The 22,319-nt window shown below is 73.0% G+C and carries 17 protein-coding genes; 8 read left to right on the top strand and 9 right to left on the bottom strand.

Translation table 11 applies throughout. The features are described 5' to 3' along the window. Nucleotides 1–12 precede the first annotated feature (12 nt). The gene (locus tag ACJA3G_RS04475; RefSeq protein WP_406551547.1) at nucleotides 13–600 is read left to right on the top strand and encodes a hypothetical protein; all 588 of its coding nucleotides are present in this window, start codon (nucleotides 13–15) and stop codon (nucleotides 598–600) included. Nucleotides 601–608: 8 nt separating this feature from the next. On the opposite strand, the gene ACJA3G_RS04470 is transcribed toward ACJA3G_RS04475, so the two are convergent. The 7 genes from ACJA3G_RS04470 to speB all read right to left on the bottom strand — a co-directional run bounded on the left by ACJA3G_RS04470 (nucleotide 609) and on the right by speB (nucleotide 10,740). Beyond that, nucleotides 609–2,051 (bottom strand): S28 family serine protease, encoded by a 1,443-nt coding sequence (locus tag ACJA3G_RS04470; protein WP_406551546.1) that lies wholly within the window; start codon nucleotides 2,049–2,051, stop codon nucleotides 609–611. A gap of 127 nt (nucleotides 2,052–2,178) precedes the next feature. Further along, entirely contained in the window at nucleotides 2,179–2,580 is a 402-nt protein-coding gene (locus tag ACJA3G_RS04465; RefSeq protein WP_406551545.1) for a hypothetical protein, read from the bottom strand. Nucleotides 2,581–2,664: 84 nt separating this feature from the next. Beyond that, nucleotides 2,665–3,030, bottom strand: coding sequence for a hypothetical protein (locus ACJA3G_RS04460; protein WP_406551544.1), 366 nt, complete (start codon nucleotides 3,028–3,030; stop codon nucleotides 2,665–2,667). Between the two features lie 92 nt (nucleotides 3,031–3,122). Further along, nucleotides 3,123–6,830 carry an ABC transporter ATP-binding protein gene (locus tag ACJA3G_RS04455; RefSeq protein WP_406551543.1) on the bottom strand — a complete coding sequence of 1,236 codons (3,708 nt, stop codon included), beginning with the start codon at nucleotides 6,828–6,830 and terminating at the stop codon, nucleotides 3,123–3,125. Between the two features lie 141 nt (nucleotides 6,831–6,971). Further along, nucleotides 6,972–7,964, bottom strand: a complete 993-nt coding sequence (locus ACJA3G_RS04450; RefSeq protein WP_406551542.1) for a serine hydrolase — start codon at nucleotides 7,962–7,964, stop codon at nucleotides 6,972–6,974. Between the two features lie 137 nt (nucleotides 7,965–8,101). Beyond that, entirely contained in the window at nucleotides 8,102–9,772 is a 1,671-nt protein-coding gene (locus ACJA3G_RS04445) for a thiamine pyrophosphate-binding protein (RefSeq protein ID WP_406551541.1), read from the bottom strand. After that, on the bottom strand, nucleotides 9,769–10,740 hold the full coding sequence (speB, locus tag ACJA3G_RS04440; RefSeq protein ID WP_406551540.1) for an agmatinase: 972 nt from the start codon (nucleotides 10,738–10,740) through the stop codon (nucleotides 9,769–9,771). Before speB ends, ACJA3G_RS04445 begins: the two co-directional genes overlap by 4 nt. A gap of 156 nt (nucleotides 10,741–10,896) precedes the next feature. On the opposite strand from speB, the gene ACJA3G_RS04435 reads away from it, so the two are divergent. The 3 genes from ACJA3G_RS04435 (at nucleotide 10,897) to ACJA3G_RS04425 (ending at nucleotide 14,424) form a co-directional block, all read left to right on the top strand. Continuing rightward, the gene (locus ACJA3G_RS04435; protein ID WP_406551539.1) at nucleotides 10,897–12,330 is read left to right on the top strand and encodes a PucR family transcriptional regulator ligand-binding domain-containing protein; all 1,434 of its coding nucleotides are present in this window, start codon (nucleotides 10,897–10,899) and stop codon (nucleotides 12,328–12,330) included. A gap of 76 nt (nucleotides 12,331–12,406) precedes the next feature. Further along, nucleotides 12,407–13,564, top strand: coding sequence for an acyl-CoA dehydrogenase family protein (locus ACJA3G_RS04430; RefSeq protein WP_406551538.1), 1,158 nt, complete (start codon nucleotides 12,407–12,409; stop codon nucleotides 13,562–13,564). Further along, nucleotides 13,561–14,424 carry an acyl-CoA thioesterase gene (locus ACJA3G_RS04425; RefSeq protein ID WP_406551537.1) on the top strand — a complete coding sequence of 288 codons (864 nt, stop codon included), beginning with the start codon at nucleotides 13,561–13,563 and terminating at the stop codon, nucleotides 14,422–14,424. Before ACJA3G_RS04430 ends, ACJA3G_RS04425 begins: the two co-directional genes overlap by 4 nt. Before the next feature lie 36 nt (nucleotides 14,425–14,460). Here ACJA3G_RS04425 and ACJA3G_RS04420 read toward each other — a convergent pair whose 3' ends face one another. Together ACJA3G_RS04420 and ACJA3G_RS04415 are read right to left on the bottom strand one after the other, a co-directional pair. After that, entirely contained in the window at nucleotides 14,461–15,240 is a 780-nt protein-coding gene (locus tag ACJA3G_RS04420; RefSeq protein WP_406551536.1) for a phosphatase, read from the bottom strand. Between the two features lie 124 nt (nucleotides 15,241–15,364). Further along, the gene (locus ACJA3G_RS04415) at nucleotides 15,365–15,958 is read right to left on the bottom strand and encodes a TetR/AcrR family transcriptional regulator (RefSeq protein ID WP_406551535.1); all 594 of its coding nucleotides are present in this window, start codon (nucleotides 15,956–15,958) and stop codon (nucleotides 15,365–15,367) included. 134 nt (nucleotides 15,959–16,092) lie between these two features. Here ACJA3G_RS04415 and ACJA3G_RS04410 point away from each other — a divergent pair, with 134 nt between their 5' ends. From ACJA3G_RS04410 to ACJA3G_RS04395, 4 genes are read left to right on the top strand one after another with little or no spacing between them, the layout of a single operon-like run. Beyond that, nucleotides 16,093–17,724 carry a carboxyl transferase domain-containing protein gene (locus ACJA3G_RS04410; RefSeq protein WP_406551534.1) on the top strand — a complete coding sequence of 544 codons (1,632 nt, stop codon included), beginning with the start codon at nucleotides 16,093–16,095 and terminating at the stop codon, nucleotides 17,722–17,724. Nucleotides 17,725–17,738: 14 nt separating this feature from the next. Continuing rightward, complete coding sequence (locus ACJA3G_RS04405) at nucleotides 17,739–19,694, top strand: acetyl-CoA carboxylase biotin carboxylase subunit (RefSeq protein ID WP_406551533.1); 1,956 nt, start codon at nucleotides 17,739–17,741, stop codon at nucleotides 19,692–19,694. Nucleotides 19,695–19,702: 8 nt separating this feature from the next. Further along, nucleotides 19,703–20,632 (top strand): hydroxymethylglutaryl-CoA lyase, encoded by a 930-nt coding sequence (locus tag ACJA3G_RS04400; protein WP_406551554.1) that lies wholly within the window; start codon nucleotides 19,703–19,705, stop codon nucleotides 20,630–20,632. A 5-nt stretch (nucleotides 20,633–20,637) separates the two neighbouring features. After that, the gene (locus ACJA3G_RS04395) at nucleotides 20,638–21,798 is read left to right on the top strand and encodes an acyl-CoA dehydrogenase family protein (RefSeq protein ID WP_406551532.1); all 1,161 of its coding nucleotides are present in this window, start codon (nucleotides 20,638–20,640) and stop codon (nucleotides 21,796–21,798) included. The last annotated feature ends 521 nt before the right edge of the window (nucleotides 21,799–22,319 follow it).

The following is a 22,319-nucleotide window of genomic DNA, read 5'->3' as shown; positions in this document are numbered from 1 at the left end:
GGGGGGTCGGACATGTACGAGTACGGTGCCACAAGACTGGTTCGGGCCGTTTCGGCCGTTTTCTGGGCCGGGACGCTGCTGCTGACGGGCTGCCGGCAGGACCCGGGCGGCGCGGCCGTTCCGGCCTCGTCCGTGCCGCCGTCCTACGGCGCCACCTTCCTCGGGGCCGGGGACTGCGCGGCACGCGGGCACACGTTCCGCGAGGTGCCGTGCACCAGCGAGCGGGCGGTGGCCCGGGTCCTGGCGCGCCGGGAGGGGACGCGGGCGGCCGGCGCGGCGGGCTGCCCGGCGGACACGGACTTCGTGCTGTACATCGGGGGTGAGGGCGCCTCCGGCTACGCCTGTATGCGCAACCTGGAGGCGCCCCACCCGGGCGACCCGGGCATGGGCGGCGGCCCCTACACCGTGGTGGGCGACTGCGTGTACCACGCGGGGCCGGACCTGGTGAAGGAGACGCCGTGCGACGGGTCCGGCTCCCATCCCGCCGAGTTCGAGGTCACCTCGGCGGTGCCGCGCCGCCCCGACTGCCCCGCCTCCACGGCGCTGTACGTGCAGTTGCCGGGGGGCGGGGACAGGGTGGGGTGCGCGCGGCGGCTGTGAGTGTGTTGCTACGGCCTCAGCGTCGGCTCACGCTCGGCGGACGGGCGGTCGAGCCGCGCGTCGAAGGACGCCAGCGGCCGGCCCTTGGCCGCGGTCGCCGCCGGCACACCCGCCCAGCGCAGGATCGCCGAGGTCGCCGTCGACTTCTCCCCGGCCGCGAGCCCCGCGACCTTGGAGCCGTGGTTGCCGCCCGCGACCGTGAACACGTACGAGTCACGCGCCCCGTGCCCGAGACGGAAGCGCTCCGCGCCCCACGGGTCGTTCTGGCCGTACACGTACAGCATGTGGTCGGCATGGTGGCGCACCCAGGTGTCCACGTGGGCCATCGCCGACGGCTGGAAGCGCATCGGGATGGAGCGCGGGACGAAGTGGCGCGGCGGCTGGTAGCCGTAGCGGCTCAGACCGCGCAGCCAGGGCTGCTCGATGGTGGGCGAGCCCAGCTGGGTACCGGCCTGGTAGTAGTACGGCGTGTACGGCTCCAGGCCCTGGTCGGTGTAGAACGAGAAGCCGGAGATCGTGTCGACCGTGTCCCAGATCGCCTGGTCGGTCGCGTGCGGCGCGTCCGCGGGGATGGTGGTGCAGTCCGCCAGCAGGCTGTACTGCCAGAACGCCCACACGTAGTCGAGCACGACCGCCTCGTACGACTTGTCGAGCGAGCCGGTGGTGGTGAACGTGTAGCCGTTGGCCTTGGCGTACTCGGCGTACTTGGCCTCCAGCGGCTTGCGGCGCACCAGCGCCTCGCGCTGCACGGCCTGGAGCTTGTCGCGGCACTCCTTGGTGCCGACCGTCTTGAAGAAGCGGTCGTACGCGGAGTCCTCGTCGTTGACGACGTCGTTGGGCGCGACGTACGCCACCACGCCGTCCATGTCGCGGGGGTAGAAGCGCTTGTAGTAGGTCGCCGTCATACCGCCCTTGGAGCCGCCCGTGGTCAGCCAGTTCTTGCCGTAGAGGGGCTTGAGGGCCTCGAAGACGCGGTGCTGGTCGCTGGCCGCCTGCCAGATGTCCAGCTTGCTCCAGTCCGCGGGAGCGGGCCGGGACGGGGTGAAGTAGCGGTACTCGACCGAGACCTGGTTGCCGTCCACGATCTGGGTCGGCTCGCTGCGGCTGGGGTTGGTCGAGACGCTGTAGCCGCTGGTGTACATGACGGTCGGGCGGCTGGTGTCCTTGTGCAGCAGGGTGATCCGCTGCTGGAAGGTGCCCGCCTTCGGATGGTGGTGGTCCACGGGCTGGGTGAAGTTGAGGACGAAGTAGCGGTAGCCCGCGTAGGGCTTCTCCTCGATGAGGCTCACCCCGGGTATCGCCAGGATGCGGTCCTTTATGTCCGGCACGGCGAGGTCCGGCACGGCGTGGTCCGGCTCGGCGGCGGTGGCCGCCCCTGCCGTGGCTCCCGCCACGCTCACCGTGCCTATGAGCACGACGAGTGAAAGAAGCCATCTGAGCGTCTTGCGCATGCACTCTCCCCTGGGGTCACGACGTGACGCGATCATCGCGAACCTAGCGGGGGCAACACCAGTGCGACCAGACCCAGTTGTGCCGCCGGGCGCATGGCAGCGTTGTCATCCTGTTCTCAGGGCCGTCTCAGCACAGGATCCAGCCCGTCGAGCCGCCCCTGCCCGCCACCGAGCCCGAGGCCCGTACACAGCGGTTGATGGCGTGCACCGTGACCGGGCCCGCCTGCCGGGTGAACCGGCCGCTGTCGGAGACCGGACCGCCGCCGCGCGCCTGGATGGTCACGGACATCTGCCGTCTGGCGCCGGGCGACTTGGCGACGGCCACCGCGCACGCGTAGCCGTGCGTCTTGTAGACCCGCAGCTCGCCGGTGGCGAACGAGACCGTCTTGACCTGCCGTCCGCCGCACGAGGCCGCCGCGTCCGCGCTGCCCGCGCCCGGCCCGAGCACGGTCAGGGCCGCCGTCGCCAGCAGGACCACCAGCCCCGGGCCGGCCCGGTCCCGCAGCGCCTGCCTTCCCCCACCGAACACACTTGCCCCCTTCCCTCACCTGAACGTATGTGAGTACGGACGCGCGGGGGCTACCCACGGTTGCGCCGGAGGCGGAGCGGCGCGTCAGGCGTTGCTCCCGATCATCGCCAGGAAGACCGCCTCGGCCAGGATCTGTACCCACAGCCCCGCCATCTGCAGCTCCCTGGCGCGCCGGGCGCGGTCGGGCACGGCCAGGACGAGGACGAGGGCGAGCCCGGCGACGCACAGGGCCCAGGCCATCTGGGTGCCGGTCGCCCCGTGGGAGGCGCAGTCCGGGTAGTAGTCGCCGTAGGTCACGCACCGGGAGAACCGTTCGGAGCCGGCCACGGCGAGCCCTGCCAGGGCCACGCCCGGGATCAGCCCGAACGCCGAGAGCACGGCGGCCGTACGCATCCGGGTCCGGGAGTTCTTCGGAACGGGGGCGGGCGTGAACGCGGTCTTCGTGGTCATGCCCCGATCCAACCGGGGACGGCCCGCCGCGCGGACCGTCCCCGGTACTCATTCGTCTGTGTGCGCGTACTCAGACGCCCACACCGCGGCGCTCACACCGCGGCGGGCTCGTCCTCGCCGATGAAGGTGCGCCACAGGCTCGCGTACCGCCCGTCGCGGGCGAGGAGTTCGTCGTGGGTGCCGTCCTCGACGACCCGGCCGTGGTCCATCACCACGACCCGGTCCGCGCGGGCGGCCGTGGTGAGGCGGTGGGCGACCACGAGCGTGGTGCGGCGGCCGGTGAGCCGGTCGGTGGCCTGGTTGACCTGGGCCTCGGTCGCCAGGTCCAGGGCGGCGGTGGCCTCGTCCAGGAGCAGCACGTCCGGGTCGACGAGCTCGGCGCGGGCGAGTGCGATCAGCTGGCGCTGTCCGGCCGAGAGGTTGCGGCCCCGCTCGGCCACCTCGTGGAGGTAGCCGCCGTCCAGGGTGGCGATCATGTCGTGTGCGCCGACCGCGCGGGCGGCGGCCTCGACCTGGGCGTCCGTGGCGTCGGGCCGCCCGTAGGCGATGGCGTCCCGGACGGTCCCGGCGAACAGGTACGCCTCCTGGGGGACGACGCCGAGGCGGTGGCGGTAGGCGGTGAGGTCGAGGTCGCGCAGGTCGGTGCCGTCGGCGGTGACCCGGCCCCCGGTGGGGTCGTAGAACCGCGCGACCAGCTTGACCAGCGTGGACTTGCCCGCGCCGGTCTCGCCGACGAAGGCGACGGTCTGCCCGGCCGGAATGCGCAGGTTCACCCCCGACAGGGCCTCCTCCTCGTCCCCGTAACGGAAGTCGACGTCCTCGAAGGCGATGTCGCCGCGCAGCGAGGGCACCTCCTTCGGTTCGCCGGCCGCCGCCGTGGAGGTCGGCTCGCGCAGCAGCTCCTGGATGCGCTTGAGGGAGACGGCCGCCTGCTGGTAGCCGTCGAAGACCTGCGAGAGCTGCTGTACGGGGGCGAAGAACAGGTCGATGTAGAGCAGATAGGCGACGAGCGCGCCCGTGGTCAGGGTGCCCGCGTCGACCCGGTGGGCGCCCACGATCAGCACCGCCGCGGCGGCGACCGACGACAGGAGCTGGACGAAGGGGAAGTACACCGAGATCAGCCACTGGCCGCGGATACGGGCGGCGCGGTAGTCGGCGCTGCGGGCGGTGAACCGCTCGGCGCCGTCGCGCTCGCGGCCGAAGGCCTGCACGATCCGCAGTCCGCTCACCGACTCCTGGAGGTCGGCGTTGACCCCGGCGACCCGCTCGCGGGCCAGCTCGTAGGCCTTGACGCTCTGCTTGCGGAAGAAGTAGGTGCCCAGGATCAGCGGCGGCAGGGTGGCGAAGACGACCAGCGCCAGCTGGAGGTCGATGACCAGCAGCGCCAGCATGATGCCGAAGAAGGTGACGACGGCGACGAACGCGGTGACCAGACCGGTCTGGAGGAAGGTGGCCAGCGCGTCCACGTCCGTGGTCATCCGGGTCATGATCCGGCCGGTCAGCTCGCGCTCGTAGTAGTCCAGACCGAGCCGCTGGAGCTGCGCGAAGATCTTCAAACGGAGGCTGTAGAGGACACGCTCACCGGTGCGTCCGGTCATCCGGGTCTCACCGAACTGCGCGGCCCACTGGATCACCACGGTCAGCAGGGCCAGACCCGCCGCCGCCCACACCGCGCCGAGCGCCAGCTTGGTGACGCCCTGGTCGATGCCGTGCCGGATCAGCACCGGCAGCAGCAGGGACATGCCCGCGTCGACCGCGACCAGCGCCAGACTGACGCAGAGCGGCCTGCCGAAGCCCTTCAGCAGCCGGCGCAGCCCGTAGGACGTCTCGGGCCGGACGGCCCTGGCCTCGTCGACGCCGGGGGTGTCGGTGGCCGGGGGCAGCGCCTCGACCTGGGCCAGCAGCTCGGGGGTGGCGGGCATCCCGCCGGGCGCGGCCGAGACCGGCTTGTCCTCGCGGATCCACAACGGAGGCGTGATGCCCCGCTCGGCGTCGAACTCCGCGTCCAGCTCCTCCCGCACGGTGTGGTCCTCCACCGCCTCCACCGCCACGATGTGGCCGGGCGAGACCGCGCCCAGCTCGTCCGGGTCGGTCAGCAGACGGCGGTAGAGCGCCGAGTCGCGCTGGAGCTCCTCATGGGTGCCCAGCGCCGCGAGGCGGCCCTCGTCGAGGACGGCGATGCGGTCGGCGAGGTTGAGCGTCGAGCGGCGGTGCGCGATGAGCAGCGTGGTGCGCCCGGCCATCACCGTCTTCAGGGCTTCGTGGATCTCGTGCTCCACGCGCGCGTCCACGGCCGAGGTGGCGTCGTCCAGGACCAGCAGCCGGGGATCGGTGAGGATGGCACGCGCCAGCGCCACCCGCTGGCGCTGGCCGCCGGAGAGGGTCAGACCGTGCTCGCCGACGGTGGTGTCGTAGCCCTCGGGCAGGTCCGCGATGAACCCGTCCGCCTGGGCCGCCCGGGCGGCGGCCTCGACCTCCTCCTGGGTGGCGTCGGGCCTGCCGTACGCGATGTTGGCGCGCACGGTGTCGGAGAAGAGGAAGCTGTCCTCCGGGACCAGGCCGATGGCGGCGCGCAGCGAGGCCATGGTCAGCTCGCGCACGTCGTGGCCGCCGACCAGGACCGCGCCGTGGGTGACGTCGTAGAACCGCGGCAGCAGCAGCGACACCGTGGACTTGCCCGAACCGGAGGCGCCGACCACGGCGACGGTCTCACCGGGCGAGATCTCCAGGGAGAAGCCGTCCAGGACCGGCCGCCCGTCCTCGTACGCGAAGCTCACGTCGTCGAACTCGACGGTGGCGGGCGCGTCCGCGGGCAGCTCCTTGGTGCCGTCCGCGATCGACGGCTCGGTGTCGATCAGCTCCAGCACCCGCTCGACGCCGGCCCGCGCCTGCTGACCGACGGTGAGGACCATGGCCAGCATCCGCACCGGACCCACGAGCTGCGCCAGATACGTGGAGAACGCGACGAAGGTACCGAGGGTGATCTCGCCCCGGGTGGCTAGCCAGCCGCCCAGGGCCAGCATGGCGACCTGGCCCAGCGCGGGCACGGCCTGGAGGGCGGGGGTGTAGCGGGAGTTCAGCTTGATCGTGCGCAGCCGGCCCGCGAAGAGCCTGCGGCCGACCTCGCGGAGCTTGCCGGTCTCCTGCTCCTCCTGCCCGAACCCCTTCACCACCCGGACACCCGAGACGGCGCCGTCGACGACGCCCGCGACGGCCGCCGCCTGGCCCTGGGCGTACCAGGTGGCGGGGAAGAGCCGGTTGCGGCTGTGCTTGGCGATGAACCACAGCGCGGGCGCCACGGCCAGCGCCACCAGGGTCAGCAGCGGCGACAGCCACGCCATCACCGCCAGGGAGATCACGAAGAGCAGGATGTTGCCGATGGTCATCGGCAGCATGAAGAGCAGGCCCTGGATGAGCTGGAGGTCGCTGGTGGCGCGGCCGACGACCTGGCCGGTGGAGAGCTCGTCCTGACGCCGGCCGTCGAGCCTGGTGATCGTCGCGTACATCTCGGTCCGCAGGTCGTGCTGGACGTCGAGGGCGAGACGGCCGCCGTAGTAGCGGCGGATGTACGTCAGGACGTACACGACGACGGCCGCGGCTATGAGCAGCCCGGTCCACACGGCGAGGGACCGGGTGTGGGCCCCGATCACGTCGTCGATGATCACCTTGGTGACCAGCGGGACCAGAGCCATCACCGCCATGCCGCCGAGCGACGACCCGAGGGCCAGCAGCACATCCCGCCGGTACCGCCAGGCGTACCCGGTGAGCCGTCGTGCCCACCCCTGCTCTGCCGCCGCCACTGATGCCTCCCGTGTGTCCGCTCCGCCGGAAGGCTCCAACGCCGTCACCGGCGGATTTCATCCCGCCGCAACGCCCGGCGACGAAAAACCCGCCTCGGTCCCTGGGGACCGGGCGGGTTTTCCGGGGGGCGTACGGGGGTCCTACCGGGCCGGGATGACCGTGACCAGGTCGCGGCCGGCGGGGGCCTCGGGCACCGGCGGGATGGCCTCGCTCACCGGCGTCGGCTTCTGCCACTTCGGCGGGTGCCAGGGCTTGCCGCCCTCGGCCGGGCGGCCGAGATCGGCGTGGACGGCGCGGGCGACGGCCTCGATGGTGCTGATGCCCTGGCTCATCGAACTGTTGTCCTCGGTGAGGACGGCCAGGCCGTAGTCGTGGCCGCCGTCGGTGAAGGCACCGATGCTGTGCACCCGCCAGCCGTGCGTGGCGCGCGGCAGCCAGCCGTTCTTGACGTGCACGGTCGTCCCGCCCTGGACCCCCGCGGGGGTACCCCAGCGCTGGTCCGAGCGGACGCGGTTCATCAGGCCCAGCTCGTACTCCCGGGCGTCGTCGCTGAGCACCGAGTTGTGGGAGGTCAGCAGCGCGAGCAGCTTGGCCTGGTCGCGGGCGGAGATCCGGCTCAGGCCCCAGTAGCCGTCGGAGCCCGGCGTCGTCTGGGTCATGCCGGCGGCCTTGAGGAATCCCGACACCTTGGAGGTGCCGAGCTGCTTCCACAGCGCGGTCGTCGAGTCGTTGTCCGACTCGGTGATCATCTTCGTGGCCAGCGCGCGCTCGTTGGAGGTGAGCGAGCGGTGGTGGTTGCCGGCGTCCCACAGCAGCGTCGCCAGCACGGTGGCCTTGATCACGCTCGCGGAGTCGAAGGTGTCGGTCGCGCGCAGCTCGCACTTGGTGCCGGTGGAGCGGTCGTACAGCGCCACGGCCGTCAGCGACGCGTGGCCCTTGAGCGCGGAGGTGATGTCGTTGGTCAGCCTGGCCGCGAGTCCGGCCTTGGCGGAGGTGCAGCTCACCGTCGTCGCGGCGGCGGCCGGTGCCGCGCCCGCGGCCACCGGCGCGAGCACGCCCGCGGCGACGGCCACCGAGAGCGCGCCGCGGCGCGCCCGGCGGGATATGCGGGATGTGCGGAGTTTCCTGGGCAAAGCGTCCCCGTCCCCTGTTGCGTCTTGAGGCGAGCGCGTCGTTGTGACGTGCTCGCTTCAGATGACTCACCGAGGGCCGAAAGGTTGTACTTCGCGCACGCGGAAGAAGGCGGACTCCGTCACATCGCCCGCCTCCGTCACCGGTGTGTGGGCGCGAACATCCTCAGTACGGCGGGCAGGACGACCACCGAGGGCCCGGGGGCGGCCAGCGCCGCGGCCAGGTCGTCCCGGAGCGCCTCCGGGCTCGTACGGACCGCCGGGACGCCGAAGGACTCGGCGAGCGCGACGAAGTCGGGGCCGTCCAGCTCGGTCGCGGTGGCCGTGCCGAACGCGTCCGTCATGTACTCGCGCAGGATGCCGTAGCCGCCGTCGTCCACGATCAGCCAGGTGACCGGCAGGCCGTACTGGCGCGCCGTGGCGAGCTCCGCGATCGAGTACATCGCGCCGCCGTCGCCGCTGACCGCGAGTACCGGGCGGGTCGGATCGGCCGCCGCGGCGCCGATGGCCGCCGGGAAGGCGTAGCCGAGGCCGCCGGCGCCCTGGGCCGAGTGCATCGCTCCCGGCCAGGCGGACCAGGCCCAGTACGCCAGGATCGTCATGTCCCAGAAGCTGGGCGCGTCGGCGGGCAGGGCGGCGCGCACCTGTTCCAGGATCCGCCGCTCGGCCTGGAGCCCCTGCCCCGCCAGGCGCTCGCGCACCCGGGCCAGGACGCCCCGCACCGCCTCGGCCGCCGCCGGGTCGGTGCGCTCGCCCACGCTCTCCAGGAGCGCCGAGAGCGCGATCCGGGCGTCCGCGTGGATGCCGAGCGCCGGGTGGTTGGACTCCAGCTTGCCGAGGTCGGCCTCGATCTGGATCACCCGGCCGCGCGGCCGGAACGTGTGGTAGTTCGAGGAGAGTTCGCCCAGACCCGAGCCGACCACCAGCAGGACGTCGGCGTCCTCAAGGAAGTCGGTGGTGTGCCGGTCCTCCATCCAGGACTGGAGCGAGAGCGGGTGCTCCCAGGGGAACGCTCCCTTGCCGCCGAAGGTGGTGACCACCGGCGCGTCCAGCCGCTCGGCGAGCGCGCGGAGCTTGCCGGCGGCGTCGGCGCGCACCACTCCGCCGCCCGCGACGATCACCGGGCGGGCCGCGTTCTCCAGCAGGTGCGCGGCCAGGGCGGTCAGTTCGGGGCGGGGCACCAGGTCGTGCGGGGTCGCGTCCACGGCCGTGACGACCGGCAGCGCGGTCTCGGCGAGCAGGACGTCCTGCGGGATCTCCACGTACACCGGGCCGTGCGGGGCGGTGAGCGCCGACTCCCAGGCCGCCGCGAGCGCGGAGGGGATCTGGGACTGGGCGCGCACCGGGTGCACGGACTTCACCACGTCGCGGAACGCGGCCTGCTGGTCGCGCAGTTCGTGCAGATGGCCGTGGCGTCCGCCGCCGAGCCCGGCGGTGGGCACCTGGGCGCAGACGGCCAGCACGGGGGCGCTCGCCGCGGCTGCCTCCTGGAGCGCGGCGAGCGACATCAGGGCGCCGGGCCCGGTGGAGAGCAGCAGCGGGGCCGCCTCGCCGGTGACCCGGCCGTAGGCGTCGGCGGCGAAGGCCGCGTTGTTCTCCATGCGCAGGCCCACGTACGTCATCGACGAGCGGCGCAGCGCGTCGAACATCCCCAGCGCGTGCTGGCCGGGCAGGCCGAACACGGTGGTGGCGCCGAGTCCCCGCAGGGTCTCGACGACGAGGTCGCCGCCGATGCGGCCGGGCGGCGGGTCGAGCGCCGCCTCGACCTGGCGCGGCGTCGGACGCAGCACCAGGTCGTGGTCGTGGGTCACTTGGCGGCCTTGGCCGCCGCGATCTGCCGGGACATGATCGTCGTGAGCTCGTACGCGGTGTGGGAGGCGGCCACCGAGGTGATCTCGGCGTGGTCGTACGCCGGGGCGACCTCGACGACGTCGGCCGAGACCAGGTTGCAGGAGGCCAGGCCCCGCAGGATCTCCAGGAGCTCGCGGGAGGTCATGCCGCCCGCCTCCGGGGTGCCGGTGCCGGGGGCGTGCGCCGGGTCGAGGCAGTCGATGTCGATGGAGATGTAGAGCGGGCGGTCGCCGATGCGCTGGCGCAGCTGGTCGGCGATCTCGTCGGCGCCGCGGCGGTAGACGTCGGCCGAGGTGACGATGCCGAAGCCCATCTTCTCGTCGTCGGTGAGGTCCTGCTTGCCGTAGAGCGGGCCGCGGGTGCCGACGTGGGAGAGCGCCTCGGTGTCGAGGATGCCCTCCTCGACCGCGCGGCGGAACGGGGTGCCGTGGGTGTACTCGGCGCCGAAGTAGGTGTCCCAGGTGTCCAGGTGCGCGTCGAAGTGGAGCAGCGCGACCGGGCCGTGCTTCTTGGCGACGCTCCGCAGGAGGGGCAGCGCGATGGTGTGGTCGCCGCCGAGCGTCATCAGCCGGGCGCCGGTGCCGAGCAGGTCGTCGGCGGCGGCCTCGATGGTGTCCACGGCCTCGTTGATGTTGAACGGGTTCACCGCGATGTCGCCGCCGTCCGCGACCTGGGCGAGCGCGAAGGGCGAGGCGTCCTGAGCGGGGTTGTACGGCCGCAGCAGACGGGAGGCCTCGCGGATGGCGTTGCCGCCGAAGCGGGCGCCGGGCCGGTAGGAGACACCGCTGTCGAAGGGCACGCCGACCACGGCGACGTCGGCGGTGCCGACCTCGTCGAGGCGGGGCAGCCGGGCGAAGGTCGCGGGACCGGCGTACCGCGGGACGCGGGACGAGTCGATCGGACCGCGCGGCGTTTCGTTGCTGCTCATGTGAATGGCCCTTCGTTTCAGCGATTCATGCGTTCTGTGCGGTTCGCGCACTTCACACGGTTCATGCAGTTCACCACGACGATAGGTCGCCGGGCAGCGACACTGAAGTGTACGTTTCCTCCACTCCCGACGCCGATGATGGATGGATCCTCCACCATGCCGGACTCCTCCGTCCCTCCCACCCCTCCTGTGCCGCTGTCGGCCCTGCTGACCCGCACCGACCTCGGTCTGCGGCGGATCGCGGGGCCGCCCGAGGCCGATGTGCACTGGGTGCACACCTCGGAGATGGCCGACCCGTATCCGTATCTGCTCGGTGGGGAGCTGCTGCTGACCGCGGGCCTGCAGCTCAGCGACCCGGAGCGGTACGCGGCGCGGGTCGCCGAGGCGGGCGCGGCGGCGCTCGGCTTCGGCGTCACGCCCGTGTACGACACGGTCCCGGCGGCGCTGGTCGACGCCTGCGAGCGGCACCGGCTGCCGCTCCTCGAAGTGCCGCCGACCACCACCTTCACCGCGGTCGCCCGCGCGGTGTGGGGGCTGATGACCCGGGCCCGCCACCATGAGCTGCGCCGGGTCGCCCGGGCTCAGCAGGGGCTCGCCGCGGCGGCGGCCCGCCCGGACCCGGTGCCGGCGGTCCTGCACCAGCTCGCGGTCGGGCTCGGCGGCTGGGCGGGGCTGCTCGGCCCCGGCGGCGAGGTCCTGCGGGCAGCCGGCCCGGAGCCGTCCCCGCACGCGGCGGCGGCGCTGCGCCGGCTGGCGGCGGTGGTGGCCCCGGGCACCCCCGGCTCCCCCGCGTCCGCCACCGACACCGGCGCGGGCCCGCACCTCGCCGCGTACGCCCTGACCGGACCGCGGCAGCTGGTGCTCGGGACCGTGGCCGAGCGGCGCGAGGCGGGCGACCACACCGTGGCCGGGGTCGCGTCCGTACTGCTCTCCCTGCTCACCGCGGACCGCCAGGGCGCGGGCGAGGCCGTCCGCTCGGCCGCGCTGGTGCGGCTGCTGCTCGGCGCGGCCCCGGCCGAGGTCGCACCGCTGCTCGGCGAGGGGCCCTGGACGGTCGTCCACGCGCGCGGGGAGGGCGACCCGCCCGACCTCGGCAGCCCGCTGGTGGAGGCGGACGGCGGCCACGCGCGCGTACTCGTCCCCGACGGGCGGGAGGTGGCCACACGCCCCGGCTGGACGCTGGGCGTGAGCGCGCCCGTGGCGGCCGGGGAGCTGGCCGCGGCCGACGCCCAGGCGGCGCGGGCCCTGCGCCGGGCCGAGGCCGCCCGGACGCCACTGGTACGCCACCGCACCGGCGGCTACGCCTCGCTGGTGGACCCGGAGGAGGCCGCCGCGTACGCCCGCGCGCTGCTCGCCCCGCTCGCCGAGCCGCTGGTGACGACCCTGCGCACCTGGCTCTCGCTGCACGGCAGCTGGGACCGCACGGCCGTGGCCCTCGGGGTGCACCGCAACACCGTCCGCCAGCGCGTGGCCCGCTGCGCGGCGCTGCTGGACGCGGACCTGGACGACATGGACGTCCGTACGGAGCTGTGGCTCGCGCTGCGGAGTGCGCGCGGACGTGCTGAGCCTCACTCTGGACAGTGCGAGTGACCGCCGGGTAACTTCGTCTTTCAACTCTGAGCAAGCGCTTAGCCAAGCCGCCGCCACCGTCAGAAGGAGAGCGTCCGTGCGCCGCACCGTATTCAACGAGGACCACGAGGCGTTCCGGGACACCATCCGGGCCTTCATCGAGGCCGAGGTCGTCCCGGTCTACGACGAGTGGTTCGCCGCCGGCCAGGCGCCGCGCGACTTCTACTACAAGCTCGCCGAGCTCGGCGTCTTCGGCATCCGCGTCGACGAGGAGTTCGGCGGCGCCGGCATCGAGTCGTACAAGTTCGAGGCCGTCATGTACGAGGAGACGGCCCGCGCGGGCGTCCAGTTCGGCGGCTCCGGTGTGCACGTGCTGCTGGGCCTGCCGTACATCAAGATGCTCGCCAGCGACGAGCAGAAGAAGCGCTTCCTGCCCAAGTTCGTCTCCGGCGAGGAGATGTGGGCGCTGGCGATGACCGAGCCGGGCACCGGCTCCGACCTCGCGGGCATGAAGACCACCGCGAAGCTCTCCGAGGACGGCACGCACTACGTCCTCAACGGCGCCAAGACCTTCATCACCGGCGGCGTCCACGCCGACCGCGTGATCGTCTGCGCCCGCACCGCCGCGCCCACCGCCGAGGACCGCCGCCACGGCATCTCGCTGTTCGCCGTCGACACCAAGTCCGAGGGCTACTCCATCGGCCGCAAGCTCGACAAGCTCGGCCTGCGCACCTCCGACACCGCCGAGCTGGCGTTCGTCGATGTGAAGGTCCCCGTCGAGGACCTGCTCGGCGAGGAGAACAAGGGCTTCTACTACCTCGGCCACAACCTCGCCTCCGAGCGCTGGGGCATCGCCTTCGGCGCCTACGCGCAGGCCAAGGCGGCTGTCCGGTTCGCCAAGGAGTACGTCCAGGAGCGCACGGTCTTCGGCAAGCCGGTCGCGCACTTCCAGAACACCAAGTTCGAACTGGCCGCCTGCCAGGCCGAGGTGGACGCCGCCGAGGCGGTCGCCGACCGCGCCCTCGAAGCCCTCGACGCGGGCGAGCTGACCCCGGCCGAGGCCGCCTCCGCCAAGCTGTTCTGCACCGAGGTCGCCCACCGCGTCATCGACCGCTGCCTCCAGCTGCACGGCGGCTACGGCTTCATGAACGAGTACCCGATCGCCCGTCTGTACGCCGACAACCGCGTCAACCGGATCTACGGCGGCACCAGCGAGATCATGAAGTCGATCATCGCCAAGGACATGGGTCTGTGACCGAGGCTCTGGATGCCCTGCTCGATCTGCTCGACCTGGAGCAGATCGAGCGGGACTACTTCCGGGGCCGCTCCCGCTCGGCGCTCGTCCCGCGCGTCTTCGGCGGACAGGTCGCGGCCCAGGCACTGGTCGCCGCGGGCCGCACCGTTTCCGCCGAGACCCCGACGCCGCACTCCCTGCACGCGTACTTCCTGCGCGCCGGGGACCCGGGCGCGCCGATCGTCTACCTGGTCGACCGCATCCGCGACGGCCGCTCCTTCACCACCCGCAGGGTCGTCGCGGTCCAGCACGGCCAGCCGATCTTCCACCTCTCGGCGTCCTTCCAGAGGTACGAGGAGGGGCTGGAGCACCAGGCGGACATGCCGCCCGCGCCGGACCCGGAGTCACTGCCGACGGCGGCCGAGATGCTGCCGCGCCAGCTGCCCGCGGACGTGGCCGAGCGCCTGATCGAGGCGCGCGCGGCCGTCGACCTGCGCTACGCGGACGCGCCGCCGTGGGCCGGCGTCGGCACCCCGCGCGAGCCGCGCTCGCAGGTCTGGTTCCGTACGAACGCCAAGCTCGCGGACGACCCCCTGCTGCACATCGCGCTGGCCACCTACGTCTCCGACATGACGCTGCTCGACTCGGTGCTGCTCGCGCACGGCCGGGGCGGCTGGGCGGTCCGGGACGTGGTGGGCGCTTCCCTGGACCACGCGATGTGGTTCCACCGCCCGTTCCGGGCCGACGAGTGGCTCCTGTACGACCAGGAGTCCCCGTCGGCCTCGGGGGGCCGGGGGCTGGGCCAGGCCCGCATCTACACCCAGGACGGCCGCCTGGCGGTGACGGTGGTCCAGGAGGGCGTGGTCAGGGTCCCGCGGTAGGCCCGGGAGCCCCGCGGCGGGCCCGGGCCCGCCGCCTCAGACCAACTCGGCCGCGCCCAGCAGGTATTCGGTCATCGGCTCGTAGAACCGGGGGTCGACCACGTGGTCGTCCAGCGGCACCGCGACCTGAAGCGTCCCCTCCGCCTCCGCCAGGAACAGCGCGGGGTCGTTGCAGTCGGCGTACCCGACCGCGTCGATCCCGCGCTGGGCGGCGCACCCGGCCCACCCGTGGTCCGCGACGACCAGATCCGGCAGCGCCCGCCCCTCCCGCTCCAGCGCGTCCAGGATCGCCGCCATGGGCGCGGGCGAGTGCGTGTGCCACAGGGACGCGCCCCGCTCGTACAGCGAGACATCCGCGAACTGCACCACACAGCCCTCGTCGGCCGTCACCCCGTCCGGGATGCGCACGATCTCGCAGCCCGCCGCCCGCAGCGCCGCCGCGGTCCGGCTGTGCACGTCGATGAGCGCACCGGGGTGGCCGGTGGCGAAGAGCACCCGCTCCTTGCCCGCCACGGCCTTCCGCAGCCGCGCCGCCATCCGCTCCAGCGCGTCGACCGTCAGCTCCGGGTCGATGGTGTCCTGGCCGGTGCGGTGCCCGGGGTCGTCGACGACGCCGCAGCGCTCGGCCATCACGGCGAGCACGTCCTGCTCGTCGCTCCAGCGCTCGCCCAGCTCCAGGCCCAGCCAGTAGTGGCGGTCGCCGTTGGCGAGCTTGCGGTAGTGGGAGAGGTTGTTGTCGCGGGGGGTGGCGACGTCTCCGGCGATACGGGTGCGGACGAGGTGGTCGACGAGAGCGGCACGGCTGGGTATCGGCATGCGCCCCATTCTGCCCCCGCGCGCGGCACCCGGCGGCGTCGTCCGCGCAGTGGACGTGCGGCCACGGGCGCCCCGGAGCATCCCTCGCGCCCCCCTCGCGCACCCGTCACGCGCGCGTGGGGGCTCAGTTCGCGAGCGCCGCGAACGCCCCGTGCGCCAGGCGCCGCAGCAGCGCCTCCGTGGCGGCGCGCCCCGGCAGCCCCGCCCCGTACGAGCCCAGGTGCGGGGTCGAGTTGAGCAGGCCGAACACCGCGTGGACGGCGGCCCGGACCTCGGCCTCGGAGCCGTGCGGGTACAGCTCGCGGACGACCGCGACCCACAGTTCCACGTACTGCCGCTGGAGCTGGCGCACCAGCTTGCGGTCGCTGTCGCGCAGCCGGTCCAGCTCCCGGTCGTGGAGGGTGATGAGCGCCCGGTCGTCGAGGGCGAAGTCGATGTGGCCGTCGATGAGCGAGCCGAGGACCGCCTCGGGGCCCCCGTCCGCCTCGGCGACCCGCTTGCGCCCGCCGTCGTAGAGCCGCCCGCTGATCCCGACCAGCAGCTCCGCCAGCATCGCGTCCTTGCCCGCGAAGTGCCGGTAGAGACCGGGGCCGCTGATGCCGACGGCCGCGCCTATCTCGTCGACGCCCACGCCGTGGAAGCCGCGCTCGGCGAAGAGGCGCGCGGCCTCGCGCAGGATCTGCTCGCGGCGGGTGGGGGCATCGGTCCGGGTGCTCATGGGAATTCATTCTAGACAACGCGGTTAGCGCTCGTTAACCTGGTGGAAATGAGTTAACGGTCATTAACATCCGGCCGGAGATCTCACCGGAAGACTCCGCCGGAGACTTCGTACGGGCAAGGGGGCTCGACACGATGCAGCAGGCACCGGTCCTTGGGAGCGCGGCCGATCCCGCGTCCGAGGCATGGCGGGCCAACGAGGAGGCGCACCGCGCCCTCGGCGAGGAGCTGCGCGCCAGACTGGCCGCGGCGCGTCTCGGCGGCGGCGAGCGGGCCCGCGAGCGCCATGTCGCGCGCGGGAAGCTGCTGCCGCGCGACCGGGTCGACACCCTGCTCGACCCCGGCTCGCCCTTCCTGGAGCTGGCGCCGCTCGCGGCCGACGGGATGTACGGGGGGCAGGCGCCCGCCGCCGGGGTGATCGCCGGGATCGGGCGGGTCAGCGGTCGCGAGTGCGTGATCGTGGCCAACGACGCCACGGTCAAGGGCGGCACGTACTACCCGATGACGGTGAAGAAGCACCTGCGCGCCCAGGAGGTGGCCCTGGAGAACCGGCTGCCGTGTCTGTACCTGGTCGACTCCGGCGGCGCCTTCCTGCCGATGCAGGACGAGGTCTTCCCCGACCGGGACCACTTCGGGCGGATCTTCTACAACCAGGCCCGGATGTCGGGCGCCGGTATTCCGCAGATCGCGGCGGTCCTCGGCTCCTGCACGGCCGGCGGGGCCTACGTCCCGGCGATGAGCGACGAGGCCGTGATCGTCCGCAACCAGGGCACGATCTTCCTCGGCGGCCCGCCGCTGGTGAAGGCCGCCACCGGTGAGGTCGTCACCGCCGAGGAGCTCGGCGGCGGCGAGGTCCACTCGCGCACCTCCGGCGTCACCGACCACCTCGCCGAGGACGACGCGCACGCGCTGCGCATCGTGCGCACCATCGTGGCCACCCTCCCCGCGCGCGGGGAGCTGCCCTGGAGCGTGGAGCCGGTGGAGGAGCCGAAGGCCGACCCCTCGGGGCTGTACGGGGCGGTCCCGGTCGACTCGCGCACGCCGTACGACGTCCGCGAGGTCATCGCGCGCGTGGTCGACGGCTCGCGCTTCCAGGAGTTCAAGTCCGAGTTCGGGCAGACGCTGGTCACCGGCTTCGCCCGGATCCACGGCCACCCGGTCGGCATCGTCGCCAACAACGGCATCCTGTTCTCCGAGTCCGCCCAGAAGGGCGCCCACTTCATCGAGCTGTGCGACCAGCGCGGCATCCCGCTGGTCTTCCTCCAGAACATCTCGGGCTTCATGGTCGGCCGGGACTACGAGGCGGGGGGCATCGCCAAGCACGGCGCCAAGATGGTCACCGCCGTGGCCTGCACCCGCGTCCCCAAGCTGACGGTCGTGGTCGGCGGGTCGTACGGGGCGGGGAACTACTCGATGTGCGGCCGGGCGTACTCGCCGCGCTTCCTGTGGATGTGGCCCAACGCCAAGATCTCCGTGATGGGCGGCGAGCAGGCCGCCTCGGTGCTGGCCACCGTCAAGCGCGACCAGCTGGAGGCCCGCGGCGAGTCCTGGCCCGCCGAGGAGGAGGAGTCCTTCAAGGACCCCATCCGCGCGCAGTACGAGCAGCAGGGCAACGCCTACTACGCGTCGGCCCGGCTGTGGGACGACGGGGTCATCGACCCCGCCGACACCCGCCAGGTCCTCGGGCTCGCCCTGACGGCCTGTGCCAACGCCCCCCTCCCCCAGCGGGACTACTCGGCGCCCGGCTTCGGCGTCTTCCGGATGTGAGGCGGACCATGACGATGTTCGACACAGTCCTCGTCGCCAACCGGGGCGAGATCGCCGTCCGTGTCATCCGCACCCTGCGCGCCCTCGGGGTGCGCTCGGTCGCGGTGTTCAGCGACGCGGACGCGGACGCCCGCCATGTGCGCGAGGCCGACACGGCCGTGCGGATCGGCCCGGCGGCGGCGTCCGAGAGCTACCTCTCCATCGACCGGCTCCTTGAGGCGGCGGCGCGCAGCGGCGCCCAGGCCGTCCACCCGGGCTACGGCTTCCTCGCCGAGAACGCGGCCTTCGCGCGCGCGTGCGCCGAAGCGGGCCTGGTCTTCATCGGCCCCCCGGCCGACGCCATCTCCCTGATGGGCGACAAGATCCGCGCCAAGGAGACCGTGCAGGCGGCCGGCGTCCCGGTCGTGCCCGGCTCCTCCGGCAGCGGCCTGAGCGACGGCCAACTCGCCGACGCGGCCCGCGAGATCGGGATGCCGGTCCTGCTGAAGCCCAGCGCGGGCGGCGGCGGCAAGGGCATGCGGCTGGTCCGCGAGGAGGCGGCCCTCGCCGACGAGATCGCCGCCGCCCGGCGCGAGGCCCGCGCCTCCTTCGGCGACGACACGCTCCTGGTGGAGCGGTGGATCGACCGCCCCCGCCACATCGAGATCCAGGTCCTCGCGGACGGCCACGGCAACGTGGTGCACCTCGGCGAGCGCGAGTGCTCCCTCCAGCGCCGCCACCAGAAGATCATCGAGGAGGCCCCCTCGGTCCTGCTCGACGAGGCGACCCGGGCCGCCATGGGCGAGGCGGCGGTCCAGGCGGCCCGCTCCTGCGGCTACGCGGGCGCGGGCACGGTCGAGTTCATCGTCCCGGGCAACGACCCCTCCTCGTACTACTTCATGGAGATGAACACCCGCCTCCAGGTCGAGCACCCGGTCACCGAGCTGATCACCGGGCTGGACCTGGTGGAGTGGCAGGTGCGGGTCGCCTCCGGCGAACACCTGCCGTTCGCACAGCAGGACATCACCCTGACGGGCCACGCCGTGGAGGCCCGGATCTGCGCCGAGGACCCCGCCCGGGGCTTCCTGCCCTCGGGGGGCACGGTCCTGGCGCTGCGCGAGCCCCAGGGCGACGGGGTGCGCACCGACTCGGGCCTGAGCGAGGGCACCGAGGTCGGCAGCCTCTACGACCCGATGCTCTCCAAGGTCATCGCGTACGGACCGGACCGCGCCACCGCCCTGCGCCGGCTGCGCGCCGCGCTGGCCGACACGGTCACGCTGGGCGTGCCCACCAACGCGGGCTTCCTGCGCCGGCTGCTCGCCCACCCGGCCGTGGTCGCGGGCGACCTCGACACGGGCCTGGTCGAGCGCGAGGCCGACACCCTGGTGCCGGACGGTGTCCCGGACGAGGTGTACGCGGCGGCGGCGCTGGTACGGCAGGAGGCCCTGCGGCCGACGGCCACCGGCGGATGGCTGGACCCGTTCGCGGTGCCGAGCGGCTGGCGCATCGGCGGCGAACCGGCTCCGCTGGCCTTCCCGTTCCGGGTACCGGGACTCGAACCCGTCACTCATGTGGTGCGTGGCGAGGCCGCCGGACAGGTCGCCCCCGGGCACGTCCGCGTGGAACTCGACGGCGTCACCCACACCTTCACCACCGCCTCCTCCCCGGAGGGGACCTGGCTGGGGCGGGACGGGGACAGCTGGCACGTGCTGGACCACGACCCGGTCGCGGCGAGCCTCGGCGGCGCCGCGCGCGGCGGCGCGGACACCCTGGCCGCCCCGATGCCCGGCACCGTCACCGTCGTCAAGGTGGCCGTCGGGGACGAGGTCGCGGCGGGCCAGAGCCTGCTGGTGGTCGAGGCCATGAAGATGGAGCACGTCATCTCCGCCCCGCACGCCGGCACCGTCACCGAGCTGGACGTCTCCCCCGGCTCGACCGTCGCCATGGACCAGGTGCTGGCCGTGGTGACCCCGAAGGAGGAGGACCAGTGACGCTCCCCATGGTCGTACCGGCGCCGGGCCTGCCCGCCTCGGTGCGCATCCACGAGGTCGGGGCCCGCGACGGCCTGCAGAACGAGAAGGCCGTCGTCCCCACCGAGGTCAAGGCCGAGTTCGTCCGCCGCCTCGCGGACGCGGGTCTGACCACCATCGAGGCGACCAGCTTCGTGCATCCCAAGTGGGTGCCCCAACTGGCCGACGCCGAGCGGCTCTTCCCGATGCTCGGTGGCATCGCGGGCGTGGCGCTGCCGGTCCTGGTGCCCAACGAGCGCGGCCTGGACCGGGCGCTCGCGCTCGGCGCCGACCGGATCGCGGTCTTCGCCAGCGCCACGGAGTCCTTCGCCAAGGCCAATCTGAACCGTACGGTGGACGAGTCGCTGGCGATGTTCGCGCCGGTCGTGGCCCGCGCGAAGGAGCAGCGGGTCCATGTCCGGGGCTATCTGTCGATGTGCTTCGGCGACCCGTGGGAGGGAGCCGTCGCCGTCCAGCAGGTCGTCCGCGTCGCCAAGTCCCTCATGGACCTGGGCTGCGACGAGCTGAGCCTCGGGGACACGATCGGGGTCGCGACCCCGTCCCACGTCCAGAGCCTGCTGACGGCGCTGAACGAGGAGGGCGTGGCGACCTCCGCGATCGGGGTGCACTTCCACGACACCTACGGCCAGGCGCTCGCCAACACCCTCGCGGCCCTCCAGCACGGCGTCACCACGGTCGACGCCTCGGCGGGCGGCCTGGGCGGCTGTCCGTACGCCAAGTCCGCCACCGGAAACCTCGCCACCGAAGACCTCGTGTGGATGCTCCAGGGCCTCGGTATCGACACCGGGGTCGACCTCGGCAGGCTCACCGCCACCAGCGTGTGGCTCGCCGAGCAGCTGGGACGGCCGAGCCCGTCCCGCACCGTCCGCGCCCTCTCCCCCGACTCCCACAAGGAGTGACCCCCATGTCCCTTGACCACCGGCTCTCCGACGAGCACGAAGAACTCCGCCGTACGGTCGAGGAGTTCGCGCACGACGTCGTCGCCCCCAAGATCGGCGACTTCTACGAGCGCCACGAGTTCCCGTACGAGATCGTCCGCGAGATGGGCCGTATGGGCCTGTTCGGGCTGCCCTTCCCCGAGGAGTACGGGGGCATGGGCGGGGACTACCTGGCGCTGGGCATCGCCCTGGAGGAGCTGGCGCGGGTCGACTCGTCGGTGGCCATCACCCTGGAGGCGGGGGTCTCGCTCGGCGCGATGCCGGTGTTCCGGTTCGGTACGGAGGAGCAGAAGCGGGAGTGGCTGCCCAAGCTCTGCGCCGGGGAGATGCTCGGCGCGTTCGGCCTGACCGAGCCGGACTGCGGCTCGGACGCGGGGGGCACGCGCACGACGGCGGTGCGCGACGGTGACGAGTGGGTCATCAACGGCACCAAGTGCTTCATCACCAATTCCGGTACGGATGTCACGGGCCTGGTGACGGTCACGGCCGTGACCGGCCGCAAGCCGGACGGACGCCCACTGATCTCCTCGATCATCGTCCCGTCCGGGACTCCGGGCTTCACGGTGGCCGCGCCGTACTCGAAGGTGGGGTGGAACGCCTCGGACACCCGCGAGCTGTCCTTCGTGGACGTCCGCGTCCCGGCGGCCAACCTCCTGGGCGAGGAGGGCCGGGGCTACGCCCAGTTCCTGCGCATCCTCGACGAGGGCCGTGTCGCGATCTCCGCGCTGGCCACGGGGCTGGCGCAGGGCTGCGTCGACGAGTCGGTGAAGTACGCGCGCGAGCGCCACGCCTTCGGCCGTCCCATCGGGGACAACCAGGCGATCCAGTTCAAGATCGCGGACATGGAGATGCGGGCGCACATGGCCCGGGTGGGCTGGCGCGACGCGGCGTCCCGTCTGGTGCGGGGCGAGTCCTTCAAGAAGGAGGCGGCGGTGGCGAAGCTGTACTCGTCCACGGTCGCGGTGGACAACGCGCGGGACGCGACACAGATCCACGGCGGGTACGGCTTCATGAACGAGTACCCGGTGGCCCGGATGTGGCGGGACTCCAAGATTTTGGAGATCGGGGAGGGGACGAGTGAGGTGCAGCGGATGCTGATCGCCAGGGAATTGGGGTTGCCGGCCTGACGGTTGGGCCCGGGGGCGCCTGCGTGGCTGGCCGGGGGCCGGTCGCGGTCATCTGCGGCTCGGTGGGCGGCTGGTCGCGCAGTTCCCCGCGCCCCTTCTAGGGCCGGGGGTCGTCTGCGGGCCGGTGGGGGCTGGTCGCGCAGTTCCCCGCGCCCCTTGGGGGGTTGGCCGTGGGTCCGGGAGGCGCCTGCGGGGCAAGCTGGAGAGTTCGTCTGCGGACCGTCTGTGGCTGAGCGCGCAGTTCCCCGCGCCCCTAACTGCCCAGGGGCGCGGGGAACTGCGCGAGCAACCCACCACGGCCCGCAGACAAACGGCGGTCGGGGGCGCGGGGAACTGCGCGACCAGCCCTACACCGGCCCGCAGACGGCCGCGGGTTTAGGGGCGCGGGGAACTGCGCGACCAGCCGACCACCTCGCCGCAGACGAAGTCCGGGCAGACCGGGGCCCGGGGCCGTGGCCCCGGGGACGACATCTCACCCCCCGGGGGGGCGTCCCCCGAAGGGGTGGACCCGGTCCGTACAC

Origin of the sequence: Streptomyces sp. YS-3, from assembly GCF_045257485.1 — a bacterium.
GTDB lineage: Bacteria > Actinomycetota > Actinomycetes > Streptomycetales > Streptomycetaceae > Streptomyces.
The sequence above is the reverse complement of the archived record's forward strand: the minus strand, read 5'-3'. Positions and strand labels throughout refer to the sequence as shown.

What these genes read in the sequence shown, in the direction of transcription:
- ACJA3G_RS04475 (WP_406551547.1), top strand. Translation starts at nt 13, where the DNA reads ATGTACGAGTACGGTGCCACAAGACTGGTTCGGGCCGTTTCGGCCGTT.
- ACJA3G_RS04470 (WP_406551546.1), bottom strand. Translation starts at nt 2,051, where the DNA reads ATGCGCAAGACGCTCAGATGGCTTCTTTCACTCGTCGTGCTCATAGGC.
- ACJA3G_RS04460 (WP_406551544.1), bottom strand. Translation starts at nt 3,030, where the DNA reads ATGACCACGAAGACCGCGTTCACGCCCGCCCCCGTTCCGAAGAACTCC.
- speB (WP_406551540.1), bottom strand. Translation starts at nt 10,740, where the DNA reads ATGAGCAGCAACGAAACGCCGCGCGGTCCGATCGACTCGTCCCGCGTC.
- ACJA3G_RS04435 (WP_406551539.1), top strand. Translation starts at nt 10,897, where the DNA reads ATGCCGGACTCCTCCGTCCCTCCCACCCCTCCTGTGCCGCTGTCGGCC.
- ACJA3G_RS04420 (WP_406551536.1), bottom strand. Translation starts at nt 15,240, where the DNA reads ATGCCGATACCCAGCCGTGCCGCTCTCGTCGACCACCTCGTCCGCACC.
- ACJA3G_RS04415 (WP_406551535.1), bottom strand. Translation starts at nt 15,958, where the DNA reads ATGAGCACCCGGACCGATGCCCCCACCCGCCGCGAGCAGATCCTGCGC.
- ACJA3G_RS04410 (WP_406551534.1), top strand. Translation starts at nt 16,093, where the DNA reads ATGCAGCAGGCACCGGTCCTTGGGAGCGCGGCCGATCCCGCGTCCGAG.
- ACJA3G_RS04405 (WP_406551533.1), top strand. Translation starts at nt 17,739, where the DNA reads ATGTTCGACACAGTCCTCGTCGCCAACCGGGGCGAGATCGCCGTCCGT.
- ACJA3G_RS04400 (WP_406551554.1), top strand. Translation starts at nt 19,703, where the DNA reads ATGGTCGTACCGGCGCCGGGCCTGCCCGCCTCGGTGCGCATCCACGAG.
- ACJA3G_RS04395 (WP_406551532.1), top strand. Translation starts at nt 20,638, where the DNA reads ATGTCCCTTGACCACCGGCTCTCCGACGAGCACGAAGAACTCCGCCGT.